Below are 18,992 nucleotides of genomic sequence, written 5' to 3' on the forward strand. Positions count from 1 at the left end.
CATTCTCAGCGAAAGCTCCTGTTGGGCACGCATCCGCGCAGTCGCCAAATCCCTGGCACACGAGCTGCACTGGCTGCCGGACTGCTGGGCATTCTCGGCCTCGCGGGCGCCAGGTTCTCACACCGGAGGTGAAAACTCTTGGGCATCGCGGGTCGTGCGCTCGCGCAGCGAGGTGTGGCCGACGGTCCAGTTCTCGAGCAGGTGCCGATCGAGGCGGTCTTCGAGCAGGTTGGTCGCCTGGATGCCGAAGACGATCGATTCGGCCAGGGCGGGCTCCTGTTTCAGCAGGTCACCGAGCACATCTCGGCGCATGACCTGTTCGTGCACCGCGTCGGCCTCGACGTGCTCGCTGTAGAAGCGCACACAGGCCGGGTCGGCGCCGAGGCTGCGCAGCAGCTCGACCATCCGCCGGGCCGCCGGTGGCGAGGTGATCTCGACCGTCGCGAAATGTCCGACCAGCGCGCCCCGCCACGACCGGTGCAGGCCGAACAGCGACATCATGTTGACCAGCGCCAGCATCGGCGCCGGAACCTCATCCAGATAGTGCAGGTAGCCGGGCCGCAGACCCGCACCGGCGAGCAGGTCGGCGAACAGTTGCGCGTGCACGCGGTCGCCGCGGCCGCCGCCGAACTCGTCGAATTCGACAGCGACCAGAGCCGCCTTGGCGTGCCCGCGCAGCCGGGGAATCACCCACGCGTATGGGTCGGCCTCTTTGAGATGGTAGATCGACCGGTGCACGAAATATTCACGCACATGCCACCATTCGCCGCTGTCACGCAGGAACTTGCCCACTCCGGCGACCTCCGCGGGCGCGGTGACCAGTCGGCCCAGCTCGGTGTCGAGGTCATCTCCTCCGGCGACATCGTCGTGGAGCGCGGCCAGGAAGGGCGCCTCCAGCCGGGCTCGCGATCGCAGCACCCGCGGGTCCCATTCCAACCCGGGATCCACCGACCGGAAGCCGTGGTAGTGCAGCTCGTAGCACAGCTGCAACGCCAGCTGCAGATCTTCGCCGTACGGGTCAGTCCCGGCGACATCCACTCCGGCGCAGTCACTTTCGCCACGCAGCAGGTCCAGCACCCCGCGGGACAATGGTCCTCGCGGCGACGGCAGGAGGGGTGCGATCGGGTCGAGGTCGGCGGCCATATCGATCATGCCCAGGACCCCGTGGCGGCCGCGGAGTCGGAGACGGTGAAGTCGAGCCCGAAGTTGTTGAAGGTCAGGGGAAGCGGCTTGTCCGGAGTCGGTCGCGGTTGTGAGCGGAGCCCGAATTCGAGCCGGGACAGCAGTTGCGCCAGATATGTACTGGTGACGAAGAGGACGAGATTTCGCCCCGGACAGACGGCCGGGCCCGCGCTGAACGGCACAAGCTGTGGGTACCGCTCGGCGGTGCCGTCGAGCCAGATCTCGGGGGCGAAATCGTCCGCGAACGGCAACAGATCCGGATCGCGGTGGAAGGCGGGCGCGGTGATCAGCACCGTCGCGCCGGGCGCGGTGGCGAACCGGTCGGCGCCGTCGCGCCAGGAGGTCTCGGCCGTGAGTTCCCGCAGGATGACGGGTGTGGTCGGCCACAATCGCACCGACTCCAGGACGCACGCCCGCAGATACCGCCGCAGGCCGGGCCGGTCCGGATCGGCGGCGTCCTCCCTCGCCTCGGCACGGTGGCGCGGATGGGTCGCCAGCACCGCCAGCGCCCTCGTGACGGCGATACCCGCGGCGTCGAACGCGAACAGCCAATGCGGAATCTGACCGACCGGATCGACCGCGCCGCGACTGGGCGCGCGCGCCAGTTCGCCTGCGAGACTGTCGGGTTCGGCGTTCTCGACATAGCGGCTCAGCCGGGCGGTGAACCTGTCCCGGCGCCGGCGCCGCGGCGGCACCAGAAACGACCAGTTCGCGGCCGAACGCAGCCGCCACAGCTCGTCGGTGAGCGCATGATCGTCACTTGCCGCGGCGCCGAGTGTCAAGCGCCGGACCAGTTTCCACCACGCGGTCGTGAACCGCGCGGCGTCCACGTGCCCCTGCCGCAGCACCGAATCGGTGAACTCGCGCGCCTCCTCGGCGACGATCTCCGCGAACGGATCCGCCAACCGGTGCATCGGGGAGCCGGTATCGAGAGCTGCCTCGTTCAACGCGCGGCGTTGTTCGCGCATCGGACCGTCGGAGACCAGCACGCCGTGCGGCTGGAACTGCCGCAGCGCCGCGACCTTCTCCCGGCTGGCCGGGTGGAACGGCGTCGGCGCGCCCCGCAGCACGGTACCGACGTCCTCCGGATCGAGGACGACGATCACCCGCCGACCGGGGAGTGCCAATTCGATTGGGCCGCTGCCATATTCATGTCGCAAGCGGCGGATCCGCGTCAGTGCCCGGCGATCGGCCTGCGTTCGCTCGAGTAGTCCCATCACGGGCCGTCGGCGGGCGATCACACCGGATGCGACCGCGGCGAATCCGAGATCGGCGAGGACGGCTCCGGCACGCGGTCCGGTGATCCTGTGGGCGGCACTCATCTCTTCCTCCCGGCTCGTTCGCTTCAATGGCCCTGCTGGTCGGTCAGGGCCAGGCCCTCCTTCGCCTTGATCCGCCGATGTTCCACCGCAAGCCAAGCCACACCGGCGATCCCGCATACCGCGGTGGCCACCGCCGCGGCGATCGTCCGCCCGGTGAAGCCGTACCCGGCCGCGGTCAAGGTCGAGGCCAACGCGACGATGGCCAACGCGCACAGCACGATTCCCGGCATGTTGTAGCCGTCTTCCAGGCCTTCGCCCGCGTGACCGCGCGTCGTGCGCGCCTGGTCCGGGAAACGTACCGGTTCCTGGACGGGCCGCTGTATCACAGACAATCTCCCCGCATCCTGCGGCATCTCGCGCCTCCGTTCGCCGTCTACGACCGCGGCGGCACACCTACCCGCGCCCACGGCGTCGAGACCCCATGGCAGCGGCGCCGACCGCGACCCTTCACCACGCGCATACCCGCCATCCACGGTCCAAACCGGCGTACCGCGCGGCGGATTAACCAAGCCGATCCGGGTATCCGCCGAACATGATCGTTCTTCGCGCACCCGGCGTGTACAGACCGCAAGCCGATACCGCTCTGCTGATGCGGGCAATCACAGCCGCCGCCCTGCCGAGCGGCGGACGCGTCCTGGACGTGTGCACAGGGACCGGTGCCGTCGCATTGCACGCGCTCCGGACCGGCGCGCAACACGTCACCGCTGTCGATGTCTCACGGCTGGCCCTGCTGTCGGCGTGGCTCAACAGCCGCCTGCGCGGCGTGCGGATCGAACTGCTGCACGGCGAGTTCACGCGCGTACTCGCGCGCCGCCGCTTCGATGCGGTGCTGGCCAACCCGCCCTACGTGCCCGGTCCCAGCCCCGTGCCGTCCGATGGCCCGACCCGAGCCTGGGAGGCGGGCCCGACCGGCCGGTCGGTGCTCGATCCCCTCTGCCGTACGCTGCCGAACCTGCTGACCCGGCGCGGAACGGCACTGATCGTGCACTCCGCACTCAGTGGCCCGGACCAGACGCTGCACCGGCTGCGTGCCTGCGGCCTGAAGGCCGCGATCGTGGCCCGGGAGACGACCGGTTTCGGCCCGGTGCTCAGGGACCGCGCGTCCTGGCTGGAATCGGCCGGGCTGATCGAGCCCGGCCAACGACACGAAGAGCTGGTGGTCATCCGTGCCGACCGAACACGCTAAGTATCGCCGCGTCACCCTGACCGAGAACGGCCCGGCATTGATCGAGGGTCCCGTGGAACTGGTCACCGCCGACGGCACCACGATCCGCTGCGACCGCTTCCTGGTCGCCGTATGCACCTGCCGCCGCTCGCGGATCTACCCGCTGTGCGACACCAGCCACCGTCGACGGCGCCGGACCGACGACCGCCGATGACACCGCGAGGCCGACCGCGCCGAACCGCGCGACGGAAGGAAGGACCACGATGGCAACGCTCACCGCTTTCGCACTGGTGTGCACGTTGAAACAGTCTCCGCAGCAATCCAGCAGCGTCCTGATCGCCGACCAACTGCTCGACGAATTCCGCGCACACGGAGTGACAGCCGAATCGGCACGCGTCGTCGATTACGCCGTGCACCCCGGCATCACGGCCGACGAGGGGAACGGCGACGAGTGGCCGCAGCTCCGCCGCCGCATTCTCGAGGCCGACATACTCCTGGTCGCCACCCCGACCTGGGTCGGTCACATGTCGTCCATCGCCCAGCGCGTCCTGGAGCGGCTCGACGCCGAACTGTCCGACACCGACGATCAGGGCCGCCCTCGAACACTGGGCAAGGTCGGCGCCGCGGCGGTGGTCGGCAACGAGGACGGCGCCCACAAAGTCATCGCCGACCTCTTCCAGGGGCTCAACGACATGGGCTTCACGATCCCGGCCCAAGGCGCCACCTATTGGAACGGGGAGGCCATGAGCGGCACCGACTATCTGGATCTGAACGAAATCCCCTCCGCCGTGAAATCCACCAACAGCGCCCTGGTCCGCAACGCGGTCCACGCGGCCCGGCTGCTGCGCTCCGACCTGTACCCTCCCTACAGCTGACGAGCCGCGCCGAGGCATAGCAATTCCAGCGCCTGCAGTGCGGTTCGGTCCACCACCTCACCCGGCGTACCCGCGAATCGGCGATGCTCCGTGCGGGTACCGGCGTCCGTCGCGACGGCGAACCATACGTGGCCGGGAGGTTCGCCGTCCTGGCTCCCGGGACCGCCCACCCCGGTGACGGCCACGGCGATATCCGCCCGCATCAGCGATCGCACTCCCCGCGCCATCGTCGCGGCCGCTTCGGCGCACACCGGCGAGCATTCCGGCATGCCCAGCACCCGGCGCTTGACCTCGGTGGCATAGGCCACCACGCCGCCCCGAAACCAGTCACTCGCCCCGGACGCTGCTCCCAGCGCCGCCGCGATCCGTCCCGCGGTCAAGGATTCGGCTACCGCCACGGTCAGGCCCGACCGGCCGACGCACTCGGCCAAGTCGCTGCTTCGCGCCAGGTGTTCCATATCCAGCGCGTACCCGATCTCGTCACGACTACCGGAACCGTCGAGTCCCGAGCGCGTCGGGTCGGGCGCGACTATCTTTCGTCCGGGCCCCGATCACGGTCGTGAACGGTGAGCAGCAGATGGTCGAACCGGGTGCGCTGCTGGGCTGTCGGACCGCCCGCGACGCAATTCATATCGTGAACCAGCCAGGTCGCCAGGTCCCGCAGCTTGGTGTTGGTTTCCTGGGAACGCCAGCGCAGTACCCCGAACGCCTGCCCGGCACTGATGTCGTAGACGAACATCAGCACACCTTTGGCTTGCTCGATGACCGCACGGGCCTCGATGAGTTCCGGCAACGTCTCGTCGAGGGTCTCGCGGCGGTTGTCGTCGAAGGCCTCGGTGAGATCGATGTAGTACCCGAGCGTGCCGACGGTGGCGCCCGCGTCGTCGAGGAGCCGCCCGCCGACCACGAGCACGTCCCTGACCAGGCCGGTGGTATCGACGATGCGATGGCGGCTGCAGAACGGTTCACCGGTCTCGACCGCCGTTGTCAGTGTTGCCTCGACCCCGGCGCGGTCGTCGGGGTGTTTGTGCGACAGCAGCAACTCGGTGGTCGGTTCGACCTCCCCCGGCGCGTAGCCGTGCAGAGCCGCCACCTCGTCGGACCAGACCCAGCGCTGATCGGCGAACCAGAACCGGAATTCCCCGATCCGCTGCAGCCGACCCGCGGCCACGCGCTCGACCGAGCCGTGGGACGCGGGGGCTCCGCCAGCGTCTTCGATCACCAGCCCAGTATTGCGCCCGACCTCGCCGACCGCTACGTCGGCTCACGGCCGACCGGCGGTGTCGATCCCCAGCCCTCCTGTTCGTCGGAGTCGCGCTACCTCATATCGAGGTAGCGGCGGCTACTGCTCGTCTCCTGCCTCGTCGGCGGCGGCCGATGCCTTGTCCAGCTCCTTGCGCAGCCGGGCGGCTGCCGCGTCGTCACCCGCGTCCTCGGCGGTTGTGATGTCCTGACGGAGCTGGGCGACGATGTCCTGGAATGCCACGAATACCACCCCTTTCTATACGGCTTACGTACTGCGGATGTCCCGTCACCCAAGATCGAAACCCGCAGACGACCGCCTCGGTCAGCGGAAGTACGGGTAGTCCTGCACCCAGTGGAACCCGCGGTTGCGGAGGGTGAAGCTGTCGAGGTCCAGGCGGTCCAGGGTGATCACCACCGCGCGATCGTGCAGGGTGCCGCGCAGCGCCAGCCGGTCGGGGGCGGGGCGCTCGGCGGACAGTCGAGCAAAGGGTGGCCCATCCCCAGCTGCCCGGCGGTTCGCATCGACCGTGGTGAGCTCCAGCTGCCCGCCGGGGAGGAAGACGGCTCGCGCTCGCACGAGTTCACCGTTCATCCGCTGATAGGTCGCGTCCTCCGGATCGTCGAAAACGATTCGCTGCCAACGGTTCTCGTCGGTCGTCAGCGGCGGCACGGGCTGACCGTCGAGGGTGAAGTCACGAACGTCCCAGATACCGTACAACTCCGACTTGGGGCTCGCGGCGCCGTACTGGTCCTGCCAGATCACCCAGCGGTCGTACCCGTCGCCCAGCGCGACCGAGAGGCACAGCGCGATCTGACACCAGAGCGCGACGCGGTTCTTCCGAGCGTCGGCGAACAGCGCGGGCGGCGTCAGCGGCGCACACGCGCGTTGCCGCAAGAAGACATCGGCCAGTCGCGGCAGGTACGGGGCCAGCAGGACCAGGCTGATCAGCAGCAGATGCGCGGCGAGCAGCTTTTCCGGGATATCGAACGTCATGTTCATCAACAGGATTTGGGCGGTACCCGCCAGGCTGACCACGGCGCCCAGCACCGCGGTCCGGGGTATGAACAGCAGCAGCCCGGCCACGACTTCCACCGCGCCGAGGGCCATCTCGTAGGGATACGAGCTGCCGACCTGTAGCCACAGCACCGAGGCCGGGCTCAGCTCGCCGTACGGCTGCAGCAGCTGCGCCAGCGTCGGGCCCGGCATCTGGGTGGGAATCAGCTTGGCGAATCCGAACGACAGCATCTGCCCGCCCAGGCACAGCCGCAGAAGCAGCGTGCACCATGCCAGCAGTCGAGGATGCGCGGTCCGACGGTCGAGGAACGTCCACACCGCGGTCGCCACGACCGCCACGACCAGGATCACGAGCACCAGCACCCACATCGCCGTCTGGTCTCCGGCTCCCGAATCCTCGTGCAGCACAGCGTCGGTCCCGAAGAACGTGCTGCCCACCCAACCGGTTACCGGATCGGTCAGGGTGAAGAACCACGGCCCGCTGTGCTTGCGCACCCAGCGTCCGAGCAGGCCCAGCAGCGCGAACGGGATAAAGGGAACGAGCAGACAGAACAGGCCGAAATAGATCGTGCAGAAGCGGAACGCGATTCGCGTCGACGGATGCCAGTTACGTTGTGCAACAAGGGTCTCGACTGCCGTTGCCGATCGATCGGGGCTCATGCCCACAAGTCAAGGCGGCGGCCCGTTGCCGACGTGTATGCGGTTTTCGATATGCCGCCGATATGCGCGTCATCCGCCGGTTCGCAGCGTCGCGGCGGGCAGTTGCGCGGTAACCCGCAGCCCGCCGCCGGGCCTCGGGGTGAGACCCAGCGCCCCGCCGTGCGCGCGGGTGATGCTGTTGGCGATCGCCAGGCCGAGGCCGACACCCGCGTGGTCGCCGTGAACGCGTTCGGTCCCGCGCTGAAACGGCTCGGTGAGCGTGGAAACAACAGCGGGACCGAGCTTCTCGCCAGTGTTCTCGACGGTGAGCACCACCATGTCGGACCGCGCGACGGTCGTGATCCACGCGGCTCCGTCTGCGGGCAGATTGTGGACGATCGCGTTGTGCACGAGGTTCGTCACCAGTTGCAGCAGGAGCGCGTGTGAACCCACGGCGATGGCGACCTCGCCGGAGGCCTCGAGGCGGACGCCCCGCTTCTCCGCGAGCGGAAGCAGCGTCTCGGTGGCTTCCTCCGCCAGCAGCGACACGTCGACGGGTTCCCGGCTGAAGGACCGCCCGTCGGCGCGGCTCAGCAGGAGCAGTGCCTCGGTCAGGTTGATCGCCCGGGTGTTGACGGCGGAAAGGAGGGCGAGCAGTTCCCGGGTGTCGCGGTTCGGGTCGTTGTGGGCCACATCGAGCAGCGTCTGCGTGATCGCGAGCGGAGTGCGCAGTTCGTGCGAGGCGTTGGCCGCGAATCTCCGCTGTTCGGCGCTGTGTGCTTCGAGCCGTGCGAGCATCGTGTCGAAGGCGTCGGCGAGTTCGCGCAGCTCGTCCTGGCGCCCCGGCAGCCGGATCCGGTGGGCCAGCGATCCGTCCGCGGCCGCGCGGGTGGCGGCCGTGATGCTCGCCAGCGGCGCGAGCATCCAACCGGCCAGCAACCAGCCCCCGGCGAGCCCGACCACCAGCAGCAGGATCAGCACGATGACCATGAACGGAGCGAAGCCGCGCAGCAGCGCGCGCTTATCGATCCAGAGGCTGCCGGTCGCATTGATCGCGTCGGCGGGTATGAATTGCAGGTAGAAGACGCATACGGCGACGAACAGCGCCATACCGACGATCACGATGAACGCGGCGTAGCTGAGGGTGAGTTTGAGGCGAACGCTCAAACCCGGGGCTCTGTTCACGTGTCCGCCGCCAGGTGGGGCTCGTCCCCGATGATCAATACGCGCATGCTCTCGATGCTAGAAACTCGTACATATCGCCGACGTACCGAAAATCACCTACGCCCCGGCAACACGACGGCGCCTTGACTGGCAGCGTGAACAGATATTCGACAGTACGAACCAGGAACCGCCGCCGGCTCGGCTTCGCCGCCCTCGGCCTGGCCGTCGTGACGGCGGCGATCGCGGGAATTCTCTTCCAGCACCGTGGCGCGACGGCCGAAGGCTCCCTCCCGAGCGGCGTATCGGTGTTCGACGACCGGTATCCCGGCGTCGCCAACCTCGACCCCGAGTTGCTCGGGGCCCTGCGCGAGGCGGCGGCGGATGCCGACGCCGAGGGCGTCGAGTTCTACGTCAACAGCGGCTGGCGGTCCCCGGAGTATCAGAACCAGCTGCTTCGGAAGGCTGTGTCCGAATACGGCTCGGAACGCGAAGCCGCTCGCTGGGTCGCCACCGCCGAGACCTCCGCCCATGTGGCCGGGCAGGCGGTCGACATCGGGCGCACCGACGCGGCCGCCTGGCTGGACGAATACGGCGCGCGATACGGCCTGTGCCGAATCTACCGAAACGAGCCCTGGCACTTCGAATTTCGCCCCGAGGCGATCGACTCCGGGTGCCCCCTCATGTACGACGACCCGACGCACGACCCGAGAATGCGACAGCGACCATCGCAGCGGAACGCGACCGTGCCCGAGTCGGCAGACCGTGTGCCCGGCGACGCTCCGGACCACTGGGCGGTGGCGTCGGCCCCGGTGATGTGGGAATAGTGGGATGGATGGCCAATGGCCCTACCACGCCATGCAGTTCCGCACCGACGTCTCCGAGCTGTTGGAATCCCCGACAGCAGAACATATTTGACCATCGATGCGCGGCACCGATGAATTTCGTGTGGATCCGACGTCGATACCGCTGAGTACACCGACTGCGGTGGCCTGTGCCTGGACCGTTCCAGCGGGAGCAAACACACGGAGGCAACGATGAGCGTCGACAACCCCACGCACGAGCGAACGGGCGCGCCCAGGGTGTCGGTGGCGGGGGCGAGTATCGCGGGGCCCGCGCTGGCCCACTGGCTGCACCGGCGAGGGGCCGAGGTGACCGTGGTGGAGCGGGCTCCGGAACTGCGTCCCGGTGGGCAGGCGGTGGACGCGCGCGGGCTGACCAAGGAGGTCATCCGGCGAATGGGCCTGGATCCGGCGGTGCGCGCGGCCCGCACCCGGACCATCGGCGCACACACGGTGGACGGTGACGGGAACGTGCTGGAGACATACCGCGTGGACGACGACGGCGGCGACGGGTACATCGCGGAGATCGAGATCCTGCGCGGCGACCTGTCGCGGATCCTCTACGACGACACTCGCGACGATGTCGAATACATCTTCGGCGACCGGATCGCCGAACTCGCCCAGGACCCGGACGGGGTCGACGTGGTCTTCGCGGGCGGTGCGCGGCGGCGCTTCGAGCTGGTGATCGGAGCGGACGGACTGCATTCGGCCTTGCGCGCCATGGTTTTCGGGCCGCACGAGCAGTTCGTCCATCACCTCGGGCACGTGCTCGCCTTCTACAGCGTGCCCAACGAGTTCGGCCTGGACGAGTGGCTACTCGAGTGTCAGGACCGGGAGTCCGGGCGCTCGGCGCTGTTGCGACCCATCCGGGACGCCACCCGCGCGATGTCCATGTTCTACTTCGCCTCCGCCGAGTTCGATGTCGACCACCGCGACGTCGCGGCCCAGAAACGCCTGCTCCGCGAGCGGATGGACGGCTTCGGCTGGTTGACCGAGGGGATCCTCGCCCATCTGGACGACACCCCGGACTTCTACCTCGACCAGGTCGCCCAGGTCGTGATGGATCGCTGGTCGACCGGCCGGGTGGGGCTGCTCGGCGACGCGGCGTTCAGCTCTTCTCCCATGTCGGGCCAGGGCACCGGCCTGGCCCTGGTCGGCGCCTACGTGCTGGCCGGGGAACTGGCTGTCGCCGGGTGGGATCCGACGACCGGGTTCGCCCGCTACGAGGCGCGGATGCGCTCGTTCGCCGAGGCCAACCAGGAGATCGCCCGATTGAATGCCCGCACTCGCGACATCCCCGGGCCGGACGCCGAGCCGAGCCCCGACTTCACCGGAGAGTGGTTCGCCGAGCTGATCGAGCGCGCGATCAACGGCGTGGAGCTGCCCGACTACGCGGCGGTACCGGATTCCGGAGCCCCGGCCGCACCGCTGGTCGACTCCACGACCGGGCCGTAGGCGGCGCATCGGCCGGGTCGCGCCGTTCGATGGCGGGCAGTCGCTGCTCGCGCCGGGCCAGGATGATCATAACCGAGGGAAAGAGCAGGTCGCAGACCAGAACTCCGCCGGTGTTACCGGGAGCGTGGTCGCCGTGGGCGAACCATTGGTAGACGTGGCCGATCAGCGCACCCCACAGGAATATTCCGGCGCCGAGGCCGATAGTGACGCGCTCGCGGGCGGTGGCCGAGGACGAGGCGGCGCGGAAGCCCATCACGGCGAGCCCGAGGTTGGCGAAGGCGATCTCGAACTGGAACGGGGACGGGGTGAAGCCGATCGCGGTGGCCATGGCGCCGGGGGCGGTGAGGAACGCGATCAGTATCCAGACCAGCGGAAAGGCGGATTGGGCGGCGTAGGGCATCTCGTTCACACCAATGAGTCTTTCATGGTTAATATTAACTCATCAAGACTCTCCAGGGGTTACCGGGACGGTTCGAGAAGCTTGGCCAGCAGCGCGGTGTCGCGCAGGTAGCGCTCGTACGGGAAGCCCGCTTCGACCAGGGCGTCGCGCAGTTCGTCGTGGAGCGGTTTTCCGCTGGAATGGAAGGCGGCGCGGCCCGCCTCGGTGGTGCCGACCAGTCGGCGCCGCCCGTGCGCGGGGTCGGGGTCGACCCGCACGAATCCGGCCGCCTCCAGCGGGCGCAGGGCCCGGCTGACGGCCGGATCGGATACCGACAGCGCCTGTGCCAGCTGATGCTGAGTCACCGGCTGGATATCCTCCAGCGTCCCCAACAGCCGTATCTGGCTGTAACTCAGCCCGCCGGAGTCGTCCACGCGTCGCCGCGTGGCCTCTCCGAGCAGGAATACCACGCGATGCAGCAGGTCGCCGAGTCCGTCATCCACGGCGCGAGAATACCAGTGTCTTGACCGGTTAATATTAGCCGCGCAACCCTTTCGGCCGGGCGGCCACATATCACACCGCGGCCCTATTCCTTGTCATACCAAGGGATTACATTCAACGAGAAATCGGCCGGTAGCTTCGGTCCATGACGACATCGGCCTTGGTTCCAGAGTCAGTTGCACGATCGTCGCGGCGGGGGGCCGAGGGTGATTACGCCCGACTGCTGCGCCGGATCTCCGGGGCTGGGCTGATGGAGCGGCGGCCCTTCTACTACGCGGTGCGGCTCAGCCTCGTCGGGTCGGCGTTCGTGGGTGGCTGGGTGGCGTTCTTCGTCGTCGGGGACTCGTGGTGGACGCTCCTGGTGGCGGCGGTCATGGCCGTGACGTGCGCTCAGGTCGCCCTGGTCATGCACGATGTCGCGCATCGGCAGGTCTTCCGGCTCCGGCGGCCGACCGAGATCGTGGGCCGGGTCGTCGGCAACGCCGGGATCGGGCTGGCATACGGGTGGTGGCAGGACAAGCACACCCGGCATCACGCCAATCCGAACCACGAGGAGCTCGACCCCGATGTCGCGCCGGACATTCTGGTGTGGTCGCGGCGGCAGGCGCGGGCCGGTCGTGGCCTGCCTCGGCTGATCGGGAAGGCGCAGGCGTTCCTGTTCTTCCCCATGTTGCTGCTGGAGGGCCTGAACCTGCACGTGTCGGGCGTCCGCGCGCTCACGAAGCGGTCCGTCAAACACCGCGCGCTGGAGGGCGCGCTGCTCTTCGGCCACTTCGCCGCCTATCTCGCGGCCCTGTTCGCGATCCTGCCCGCCGACAAGGCCTGTGCTTTCCTCGTCGTCCATCAGGCACTGTTCGGCCTGTACATGGGCTGCATCTTCGCGCCGAATCACAAGGGCATGCCGACCCTGACCGGCGACGACCGCCCGGACTACCTCCGCCGACAGGTGCTGACCTCTCGTAATGTGCGGGGCGGCGTGCTGATCGACATCGCCCTCGGCGGGCTCAACTATCAGATCGAGCACCATCTGTTCCCGAGCATGCCCACGCCGAATCTCCGTGCCGCCCAGGCGATCGTCCGCGACTACTGCGCCGAGATCGGCGTCCCGTACCACGAGACGGGACTGCTCGCCTCGTACCGCGAGGCGCTGCAACACCTGCACCGCGTCGGCGCACCCCTGCGCGGTGAACAGCACGTCGGGTGAGCAGACCGGCCGGCTCTCACCCCACGAAGAAGCCGACGAGGGCGTCGGCGATTCGGCCGGGGGCGTTCTCCGTCGGAATGTGGTCCGCCTCCGGGATGCGGACGAGCGTGGTGTGCGGGATCTCGCGCGCGAACTTCTCGGCGTACTCCACCCGCTCGAAGCTGTCGTCCTCGCCCCAGATCAGCAGCTTGGGCGTCATCGACCGCCGCAGCGCGGGAACCAGGTCCAGCGTGTAGCGGCTGTCGGCGGCGCTCGCCAGCGCCAGCCAGGAGCGGCGGACCCGCGCATCGGTCCACGGGTCCACGTACTCGGCGATCAGCGACTCGGTGGCGGCGCCGGCGAGCGCGGACGTCACCGCCTGCCGCCGGGCGGTGAGAATGTCGTCGGCGGCGGAGCTGTCCCGGAAACGCGCCACGTGCGGTGCGGGCCAGGAGTCGTAGGACACCGAGTTGACCAGGGCCAGCCGTGAGATCCCCAGCAGCTCATGGGCGAGCAGGTGCTGGGCGACGGCCCCGCCGATATCGTGCGCCGCCACGGCGATCGGCCCGCAGATCGGCAGCGCGGCGGCGAATCGCACCACCCACTCGGCCAGGGCGGGGACGGTGGCCGTCTCCACTGTGAGCTCCCCTCCCGATCGGCCCAGCCCGGGGAGGTCGACCGCGACGGGCCGCAACCCCGCCGCCGCCAGACGACCCAGCACCGGTTGCCACACCCGGCTCCAGTACGTCCCGTGCAGCAGCAGCACCGGCGGGCCGCCCCGTCCCGCGGTCAGGTAGCTGGCCGGGTGGCCGTCGACCTCGACCGTGGTCCTCCGCACGCCCGTCTCCGTGGTTCCAGTCATGAGACCACTGTGTCCAAGGCCCCGCCCACCGGCCAAGTGGCCGAAAGGACATGTTCCATCAATTTTCTGCCACACTCCGGCGTCGGGCTCTGTCAGCGGTCGTATCAGGTCGGCATCAGGGCCGTATCAGCCGGGCCCGCGACAGTACTGCCATGAACAGCACAGCAATTGCGGCCTCCGGGCTGCGAAAGACGTACGGGGACAAGATGGTCCTCGACGGCATCGACCTGAATATCGGCGCCGGTTCGATCTTCTCCCTCCTCGGCCCGAACGGGGCGGGCAAGACCACGACGGTCAACGTGCTGACCACGCTGCTGCGGGCCGACGGCGGCACGGCACGCGTCGCCGGGCACGATATCGCGACCGAAACCAAGGCGGTGCGCGCGGCGATCGGCGTCACCGGTCAGTTCGCGGCGGTGGACGAACTGCTGACCGGGGAAGAGAACCTCCAGCTGATGGCGGACCTGCACCGGCTGCGCGGCGGCGACAGCAAGCGCGTGGTCACCGAACTGCTGGAACGATTCGATCTGGCGGAGTCGGCGCACAAGCGGGCCGCGACCTACTCCGGCGGCATGCGCCGGAAGCTGGACCTGGCGATGACGCTGGTCACCAAGCCGGACATCGTATTCCTGGACGAACCGACCACCGGACTCGATCCGCGCAGCCGCCGCACGATGTGGGAGATCGTGCGGGACCTGACCGCGGGCGGCGTGACGATCTTCCTCACCACCCAGTACCTCGAGGAAGCCGACCAACTGGCCGATCGCATCGCGGTGCTGGACCAGGGCCGCATCGTCGCCGAGGGCACTCCCGAGGAGCTCAAGCGCCGCGTGCCGGGCAGCCACGTCCGGCTCCGATTCACCACCGGCGCGGAACTGGATGCGGCACAGCGGATGCTGCCCGGCGCCACCCGCGACGACGAGGCCCTGGCGCTGCGCGTGCCCGGCAACGGCGGCACGAAATTCCTTCGCCACCTGCTGGATCGGCTCGCCGAATGCTCGCTCGAGGCCGAGGAGGTCTCGGTCCACACCCCCGATCTCGATGACGTTTTCCTTTCCCTGACCGGACACTCGACCACGGAGGTTGTCGAAAAATGAGCACCATCACAGCGTCCCTGGCCGATTCGTCGATCATGTTGCGGCGCAACTTCAAACACACCGTCCGGACTCCGGTCACCCTCTTCAACGCCGCCCTGATGCCGGTCGTGATGATGCTGATCTTCGTGTACGTCTTCGGCAGCGCCTTCGATGTCGGCGCGGACTACATCGACTACGCGACACCGGGCATGCTGCTGCTGGCCGTCAGCTACGGGTTGTCGGGCACCGCGGTCTCGGTGAGTTCCGATATGGCGAAGGGCATCATCAACCGGTTCAAGGTCATGGACGTCTCCCGCGGAGCCGTGCTGACCGGACACGTCGCGGCCACCATCGTCACCAACGCGGTGGCCGTCGCGGCCGTCATCGGCGTGGCCTTCGCGCTGGGGTTCCGGCCGTCCGCGACCGCGCTCGACTGGCTGGGCGCGATCGGCGTCATGGCCGCGACCTCGTTCGCGGCGGCGTGGCTCACGGTCGCGGCGGGTATGGCGGCGAAGACCCCGGAGTCCGCGGGCATGGCCGTGGTGCCGCTGATCATGCTGCCCTTCCTGAGCAGCGCGGTCGTCCCGGCGGACAAGATGGGGCAGGGTGTGCGGCAGTTCGCGCAGTACCAGCCCTTCACGCCGATCATCGAGTCGCTGCGCGGGTTTCTCGGCGGCCAGCCCTCGGGCGGCTACACCGCGGCGGCGCTCGCCTGGTGCGCCGGGTTCGCCCTCGTCGGCTATCTGTGGTCCCGCGCCACGTTCAACAAGCGAGCGTAGCCGCGACCAGCTCGTGTGGATCCGCCTTCGCACCCTCCGCCATCGCCTCGGTGAAGCTCGCTTCGCCGAGGCGATGGCGTGCTGTCCGCTCGATCCGCGCCCAGTCCGGCAGGGAACGATCGGGCAGCCCGCGGACCTCGGTGGACGCCGCGAGCAGCCGCACGGCCTGCCGGTCCTGCTCGGCGCGCAGCGCCAGGTCCGCGATCCCGACGAGGACCCGGGCCGTGAGGGGTGCGAAACCCGCCTCGGTGGCCGCCCGGAAGGCCGCGGCGTGGTGCTCGCGGGCCTCGTCGAGATCGTCCGCGACGTAGCCGAGCAGACCCCGGACCTGCGCACGGACGTTCGCCAGCTCGGAATCGTCGCCCAATATTGTTGTCGCGGTATCGATTTGGCGATACACCCGCTCGGTGTCGCCGCTCCAGCGGGCCAGCTCCGCCTTCTCCAGGGCCAGCATGGCCAGGGCGCTGGGCCAGGCGGCCCGACCCGCGTAATGCTCCGCCTCGGCCAGAGCGGCGGCGCTCGACTCCGGGTCGTCCAGCAGCCGGTACAGCTGCGCCTGCCGCGATCGAATCCGAGCGACGTCCTCGAGCGTGCCGACTGCGGTGACCACCGTGATCGCCTGGTCGAAAAGCTCACAGGCGGCGGCGAATTCGCCGCGCCCGGCAAGTCGATCCGCCAGTTCGGTCAGCGCGAACGACATCCCCCAGCGCTCGCCGAGGGCACGGAATTCGGTGAGCGCCGACTCGAGATATTCGTCCGCCGCCTGTCCGTCCCGGCCGACCACGATCCGCATCCGGCCCATCTGCAGGCGGGCCAGGGCGCGCACCCAGGGGTCGTCGTCGGTGAGCTGTGGTTCGAATGCGGTCAGCATCGCGTCCGGGCCCTCCAGCAGGCGTTCCAGCGCGCCGATCAGGCCCATCGTCGGGTGCCGGGCCGCGCTGTGCCGGTCGAAGCGGGATGCCTTGCGGATCCAGCCCTGCAGCTGGTTGGCGTCGTTCGGGCCGGAGGACAGGAAGTGCACCACCAGCGCGTACACGGTGGCCCGGGTCTCGTCCTCCACCTCGCCGGGCAGTTCGGCGGCCGCGGTGATCAGCTCCAGGCCCTCCGCCTTGTGCCCGCCGAGCCACCAGTACCACCCGGCGGCGCCCGCCAGCCGCATCGCCTCGGCCGCCTCGGCCGCCGCGATCGCGCCGCGCATCGCCGCGGCGATGTTGTCGTGCTCGGCGCCGAGCGTGGCAAGCCACCGCACCTGCTCGGCGCGGCGCAGGTGCGGTTCCGCGGTCGCGGCGAGATCGGTGAAATACGAAAGATGCGCTCGGCGTGCGAGTTCCGCCTCCCCTGACTCCGCGAGCCGGTCCCTGGCGTACTGCCTGATCGTGTCGAGCATCCGATAACGCGGCGCGGTACCGTCGTCGACGGCGAGCAACAGCGATTTCTCGGTCAGCGCGGTCAGCAGCTCGAGCACCTCCCACTGCTCGACCGACGTATTGCCCTCTCCCCCAGGCTCTCCCGGCCCACTCGCGGTGTTCGGCCCACCCGTGATCGGACTGCCGCCCGCACTGGCCCCGCCCCCCGGTCCCTGGGGGCCGTTACCCGCTGCCGCGCAAACCCGTTCTGCCGCTTCCAGACTCGCGCCGCCGGAGAAAACCGCGAGCCTGCGCAGCACCATGCGTTCGGCGTCGGTGAGCAGTTCCCAGCTCCAGTCGACGACCGCCCGCAGCGTCCGGTGCTGCGGGATGGCGGTGCGGCTGCCGCCGGTCAGCAGGCGGAACCGGTCGTCGAGGCGGTCGGCGAGCTGTTCGAGGGACATGGTGCGCAGCCGGGCCGCGGCCAGTTCGATCGCCAGCGGAATCCCGTCGAGCGCCCGGCACACGCGGGCCATGGTCGCCAGTGCGCGGGGATCGGCGCCGAGATCCTTGCGCACCGCACCGGCGCGGTCCCGGAACAGCGCGACGGCCGGTGCGGCCGCGATCTCGGCGGGGTCGGCGGTCGCGGCGGGCAGCGCGAGCGGCGCGACCTGCCATAGCGCCTCGCCGGTGATGCCGAGCGGTTCGCGGCTGGTGGCGAGGATCCGCAGCCCCCGGCATTCGCCCAGCAGCCGGTGCGCGAAGGCCGCCGCGGACTCGATCACGTGCTCGCAGTTGTCCAGGATGACCAGCGTCTCGCGGTCGCGGATGGCCGCGATCAACCGGTCGATCGGTTCCGCATCGGGCGATCCGCCGAGCAGCGCGTCCCGGAGGCCGAGCGCGGCTAGCGCCGACTGGGCGAGATCTCCGTGCGCGCCGACCGCGGCCAGTTCCACCAGCCAGGCCCCGTCCGACAGGTCGTCGAGCATGGTGCGCGCGGTTTCCAGGGCCAGCCGGGTCTTCCCGGACCCGCCCGGCCCGGTCAGCGTGGTCAGCCGATGGGCGGCGATGAGTTCACGCACCACCGCGATATCGGCGCGCTTGCCGACGAAGCTGGTCAGTTCGGCGCGCAGGTTCGTGCGGCGGTCTTCCTTGCGCGCACCCACCTCGCCGCGCAGCAGTGCGACGTGCAGTTCGGACAGCTCGGGCGAGGGGTCCGCACCCAGCTCGTCGGCGAGTGCTTCGCGCGCCCGCTCGTACACGACCAGCGCCTCGTTCCCGCGGCCCGCCGCGCCGAGCGCGCGCATCAGCGCCGCGACGAGCCGTTCCCGCAACGGGTCCCGGGCCACCAGCTCGGTCAGCTCGGAAACCAGCTCCGCGCCCCGGCCGAAACGGATCTCCGATTCGTACCGATCCTCCGTCGCGGCCGCGCGCAGGCCCTCGAGGCGGGTGATCACCGCGTCGAAGGCCTCGCTGTCCTGCACGCCGACGTCCTGCATGGGCGTACCGCGCCAGAGGTCGAGCGCCTCGCGCAGCAGCGCGGCCCGGTGCGCGTCGCCCCCGCCGCGGGCCTGCTCGAGGAGCTGTTCGAACCGCACGGCGTCGACGGCGCCGGGCGCCACCGTCAGCCGGTAGCCGCCCGCCTGGCCGTCGAGCGAACCGTCGGGCAGCAGCCGCCGCAGCCGGGATACCAAGGCCTGCAGGGCATTCGCCGCATCGGACGGCGGCTTCTCACCCCAGATCCAGTCGACCAGGGTCGTTTTCGGGACCCTGCGCCCGGGTTCGAGCGCGAGCGCGACCAGCAGCGCCCGCAGCCGGACTCCCGGCACCTCGATCGCTCCCCCGTCCTCTGCTCGGATGTCGAGCGGTCCAAGCATTCCGATCTGCACCGACCCATTCTGCCGCAGCGCCGTCCGCTGGTGTCAGGTGCGTATCAGGGCGGTATCAGCGGGGTTGGCGACAGTA

General features: G+C 69.3%; 20 protein-coding genes. 8 read left to right on the forward strand and 12 right to left on the reverse strand.

Features of this window, described 5'->3' with window-relative positions; all coding sequences use genetic code 11:
- Positions 1–117: 117 nt before the first annotated feature.
- From ACYVLQ_RS21270 to ACYVLQ_RS21280, 3 genes are read right to left on the reverse strand one after another with little or no spacing between them, the layout of a single operon-like run.
- Positions 118–1,152 (reverse strand): iron-containing redox enzyme family protein, encoded by a 1,035-nt coding sequence (locus ACYVLQ_RS21270; RefSeq protein ID WP_460699265.1) that lies wholly within the window; start codon positions 1,150–1,152, stop codon positions 118–120.
- On the reverse strand, positions 1,149–2,504 hold the full coding sequence (locus tag ACYVLQ_RS21275; RefSeq protein WP_460699266.1) for a cytochrome P450: 1,356 nt from the start codon (positions 2,502–2,504) through the stop codon (positions 1,149–1,151). The genes ACYVLQ_RS21270 and ACYVLQ_RS21275 overlap by 4 nt, the downstream gene beginning before the upstream one ends.
- A 23-nt stretch (positions 2,505–2,527) precedes the next feature.
- Positions 2,528–2,830 carry a hypothetical protein gene (locus ACYVLQ_RS21280; protein WP_460699267.1) on the reverse strand — a complete coding sequence of 101 codons (303 nt, stop codon included), beginning with the start codon at positions 2,828–2,830 and terminating at the stop codon, positions 2,528–2,530.
- Between the two features lie 206 nt (positions 2,831–3,036).
- On the opposite strand from ACYVLQ_RS21280, the gene ACYVLQ_RS21285 reads away from it, so the two are divergent.
- Genes ACYVLQ_RS21285 through ACYVLQ_RS21295 form a run of 3 tightly spaced genes read left to right on the forward strand, consistent with a single transcriptional unit; the run spans position 3,037 to position 4,544 of the window.
- The gene (locus ACYVLQ_RS21285) at positions 3,037–3,690 is read left to right on the forward strand and encodes a HemK2/MTQ2 family protein methyltransferase (protein WP_460699268.1); all 654 of its coding nucleotides are present in this window, start codon (positions 3,037–3,039) and stop codon (positions 3,688–3,690) included.
- Entirely contained in the window at positions 3,671–3,883 is a 213-nt protein-coding gene (locus tag ACYVLQ_RS21290; RefSeq protein ID WP_460699269.1) for a CDGSH iron-sulfur domain-containing protein, read from the forward strand. Before ACYVLQ_RS21285 ends, ACYVLQ_RS21290 begins: the two co-directional genes overlap by 20 nt.
- A 49-nt stretch (positions 3,884–3,932) precedes the next feature.
- Positions 3,933–4,544: a flavodoxin family protein gene (locus tag ACYVLQ_RS21295; protein WP_460699270.1), complete on the forward strand. Its 612-nt coding sequence runs from the start codon at positions 3,933–3,935 to the stop codon at positions 4,542–4,544.
- On the opposite strand, the gene ACYVLQ_RS21300 is transcribed toward ACYVLQ_RS21295, so the two are convergent.
- From ACYVLQ_RS21300 to ACYVLQ_RS21320, 5 genes are all read right to left on the reverse strand, one after another.
- Positions 4,535–5,002, reverse strand: coding sequence for a CinA family protein (locus tag ACYVLQ_RS21300; RefSeq protein WP_460699271.1), 468 nt, complete (start codon positions 5,000–5,002; stop codon positions 4,535–4,537). The two genes, ACYVLQ_RS21295 and ACYVLQ_RS21300, sit on opposite strands and share 10 nt — an antisense overlap.
- 71 nt (positions 5,003–5,073) lie before the next feature.
- Positions 5,074–5,766 carry a PAS and ANTAR domain-containing protein gene (locus ACYVLQ_RS21305; RefSeq protein WP_460699272.1) on the reverse strand — a complete coding sequence of 231 codons (693 nt, stop codon included), beginning with the start codon at positions 5,764–5,766 and terminating at the stop codon, positions 5,074–5,076.
- Positions 5,767–5,886: 120 nt separating this feature from the next.
- Entirely contained in the window at positions 5,887–6,030 is a 144-nt protein-coding gene (locus ACYVLQ_RS21310) for a hypothetical protein (protein WP_460699273.1), read from the reverse strand.
- An 81-nt stretch (positions 6,031–6,111) separates the two neighbouring features.
- Complete coding sequence (locus ACYVLQ_RS21315; protein WP_460699274.1) at positions 6,112–7,464, reverse strand: DoxX family protein; 1,353 nt, start codon at positions 7,462–7,464, stop codon at positions 6,112–6,114.
- 69 nt (positions 7,465–7,533) lie between these two features.
- Entirely contained in the window at positions 7,534–8,610 is a 1,077-nt protein-coding gene (locus ACYVLQ_RS21320; protein ID WP_460699275.1) for a sensor histidine kinase, read from the reverse strand.
- A gap of 152 nt (positions 8,611–8,762) precedes the next feature.
- Here ACYVLQ_RS21320 and ACYVLQ_RS21325 point away from each other — a divergent pair, with 152 nt between their 5' ends.
- Together ACYVLQ_RS21325 and ACYVLQ_RS21330 are read left to right on the forward strand one after the other, a co-directional pair.
- Positions 8,763–9,431, forward strand: coding sequence for a M15 family metallopeptidase (locus ACYVLQ_RS21325; RefSeq protein ID WP_460699276.1), 669 nt, complete (start codon positions 8,763–8,765; stop codon positions 9,429–9,431).
- Positions 9,432–9,641: 210 nt separating this feature from the next.
- Positions 9,642–10,901, forward strand: a complete 1,260-nt coding sequence (locus tag ACYVLQ_RS21330; protein WP_460699277.1) for an FAD-dependent monooxygenase — start codon at positions 9,642–9,644, stop codon at positions 10,899–10,901.
- On the opposite strand, the gene ACYVLQ_RS21335 is transcribed toward ACYVLQ_RS21330, so the two are convergent.
- Together ACYVLQ_RS21335 and ACYVLQ_RS21340 are read right to left on the reverse strand one after the other, a co-directional pair.
- Entirely contained in the window at positions 10,813–11,301 is a 489-nt protein-coding gene (locus tag ACYVLQ_RS21335) for a DUF6790 family protein (protein ID WP_460699588.1), read from the reverse strand. The two genes, ACYVLQ_RS21330 and ACYVLQ_RS21335, sit on opposite strands and share 89 nt — an antisense overlap.
- 59 nt (positions 11,302–11,360) lie before the next feature.
- Positions 11,361–11,783 (reverse strand): MarR family winged helix-turn-helix transcriptional regulator, encoded by a 423-nt coding sequence (locus tag ACYVLQ_RS21340; RefSeq protein ID WP_460699278.1) that lies wholly within the window; start codon positions 11,781–11,783, stop codon positions 11,361–11,363.
- Between the two features lie 143 nt (positions 11,784–11,926).
- On the opposite strand from ACYVLQ_RS21340, the gene ACYVLQ_RS21345 reads away from it, so the two are divergent.
- Positions 11,927–12,985 carry a fatty acid desaturase family protein gene (locus ACYVLQ_RS21345; RefSeq protein WP_460699279.1) on the forward strand — a complete coding sequence of 353 codons (1,059 nt, stop codon included), beginning with the start codon at positions 11,927–11,929 and terminating at the stop codon, positions 12,983–12,985.
- Between the two features lie 16 nt (positions 12,986–13,001).
- On the opposite strand, the gene ACYVLQ_RS21350 is transcribed toward ACYVLQ_RS21345, so the two are convergent.
- Positions 13,002–13,826, reverse strand: a complete 825-nt coding sequence (locus ACYVLQ_RS21350; protein WP_460699280.1) for an alpha/beta fold hydrolase — start codon at positions 13,824–13,826, stop codon at positions 13,002–13,004.
- Between the two features lie 152 nt (positions 13,827–13,978).
- Between ACYVLQ_RS21350 and ACYVLQ_RS21355 the strand changes: the two genes are divergently transcribed.
- Entirely contained in the window at positions 13,979–14,923 is a 945-nt protein-coding gene (locus ACYVLQ_RS21355) for an ATP-binding cassette domain-containing protein (RefSeq protein ID WP_460699281.1), read from the forward strand.
- On the forward strand, positions 14,920–15,681 hold the full coding sequence (locus tag ACYVLQ_RS21360) for an ABC transporter permease (protein WP_460699282.1): 762 nt from the start codon (positions 14,920–14,922) through the stop codon (positions 15,679–15,681). The genes ACYVLQ_RS21355 and ACYVLQ_RS21360 overlap by 4 nt, the downstream gene beginning before the upstream one ends.
- Here the strand turns inward: ACYVLQ_RS21360 and ACYVLQ_RS21365 are convergent.
- Positions 15,665–18,916 carry a BTAD domain-containing putative transcriptional regulator gene (locus ACYVLQ_RS21365; protein WP_460699283.1) on the reverse strand — a complete coding sequence of 1,084 codons (3,252 nt, stop codon included), beginning with the start codon at positions 18,914–18,916 and terminating at the stop codon, positions 15,665–15,667. The two genes, ACYVLQ_RS21360 and ACYVLQ_RS21365, sit on opposite strands and share 17 nt — an antisense overlap.
- Between the last annotated feature and the right edge of the window lie 76 nt (positions 18,917–18,992).

It is taken from the genome of Nocardia thraciensis, assembly GCF_054782435.1.

Excerpts from the sequence above, each read along its gene's own strand:
- ACYVLQ_RS21270 (WP_460699265.1), bottom strand. The coding sequence starts at position 1,152 with ATGATCGATATGGCCGCCGACCTCGACCCGATCGCACCCCTCCTGCCG.
- ACYVLQ_RS21275 (WP_460699266.1), bottom strand. The coding sequence starts at position 2,504 with ATGAGTGCCGCCCACAGGATCACCGGACCGCGTGCCGGAGCCGTCCTC.
- ACYVLQ_RS21285 (WP_460699268.1), top strand. The coding sequence starts at position 3,037 with ATGATCGTTCTTCGCGCACCCGGCGTGTACAGACCGCAAGCCGATACC.
- ACYVLQ_RS21295 (WP_460699270.1), top strand. The coding sequence starts at position 3,933 with ATGGCAACGCTCACCGCTTTCGCACTGGTGTGCACGTTGAAACAGTCT.
- ACYVLQ_RS21300 (WP_460699271.1), bottom strand. The coding sequence starts at position 5,002 with ATGGAACACCTGGCGCGAAGCAGCGACTTGGCCGAGTGCGTCGGCCGG.
- ACYVLQ_RS21315 (WP_460699274.1), bottom strand. The coding sequence starts at position 7,464 with ATGAGCCCCGATCGATCGGCAACGGCAGTCGAGACCCTTGTTGCACAA.
- ACYVLQ_RS21330 (WP_460699277.1), top strand. The coding sequence starts at position 9,642 with ATGAGCGTCGACAACCCCACGCACGAGCGAACGGGCGCGCCCAGGGTG.
- ACYVLQ_RS21335 (WP_460699588.1), bottom strand. The coding sequence starts at position 11,301 with ATGCCCTACGCCGCCCAATCCGCCTTTCCGCTGGTCTGGATACTGATC.
- ACYVLQ_RS21345 (WP_460699279.1), top strand. The coding sequence starts at position 11,927 with ATGACGACATCGGCCTTGGTTCCAGAGTCAGTTGCACGATCGTCGCGG.
- ACYVLQ_RS21350 (WP_460699280.1), bottom strand. The coding sequence starts at position 13,826 with ATGACTGGAACCACGGAGACGGGCGTGCGGAGGACCACGGTCGAGGTC.
- ACYVLQ_RS21355 (WP_460699281.1), top strand. The coding sequence starts at position 13,979 with ATGAACAGCACAGCAATTGCGGCCTCCGGGCTGCGAAAGACGTACGGG.
- ACYVLQ_RS21360 (WP_460699282.1), top strand. The coding sequence starts at position 14,920 with ATGAGCACCATCACAGCGTCCCTGGCCGATTCGTCGATCATGTTGCGG.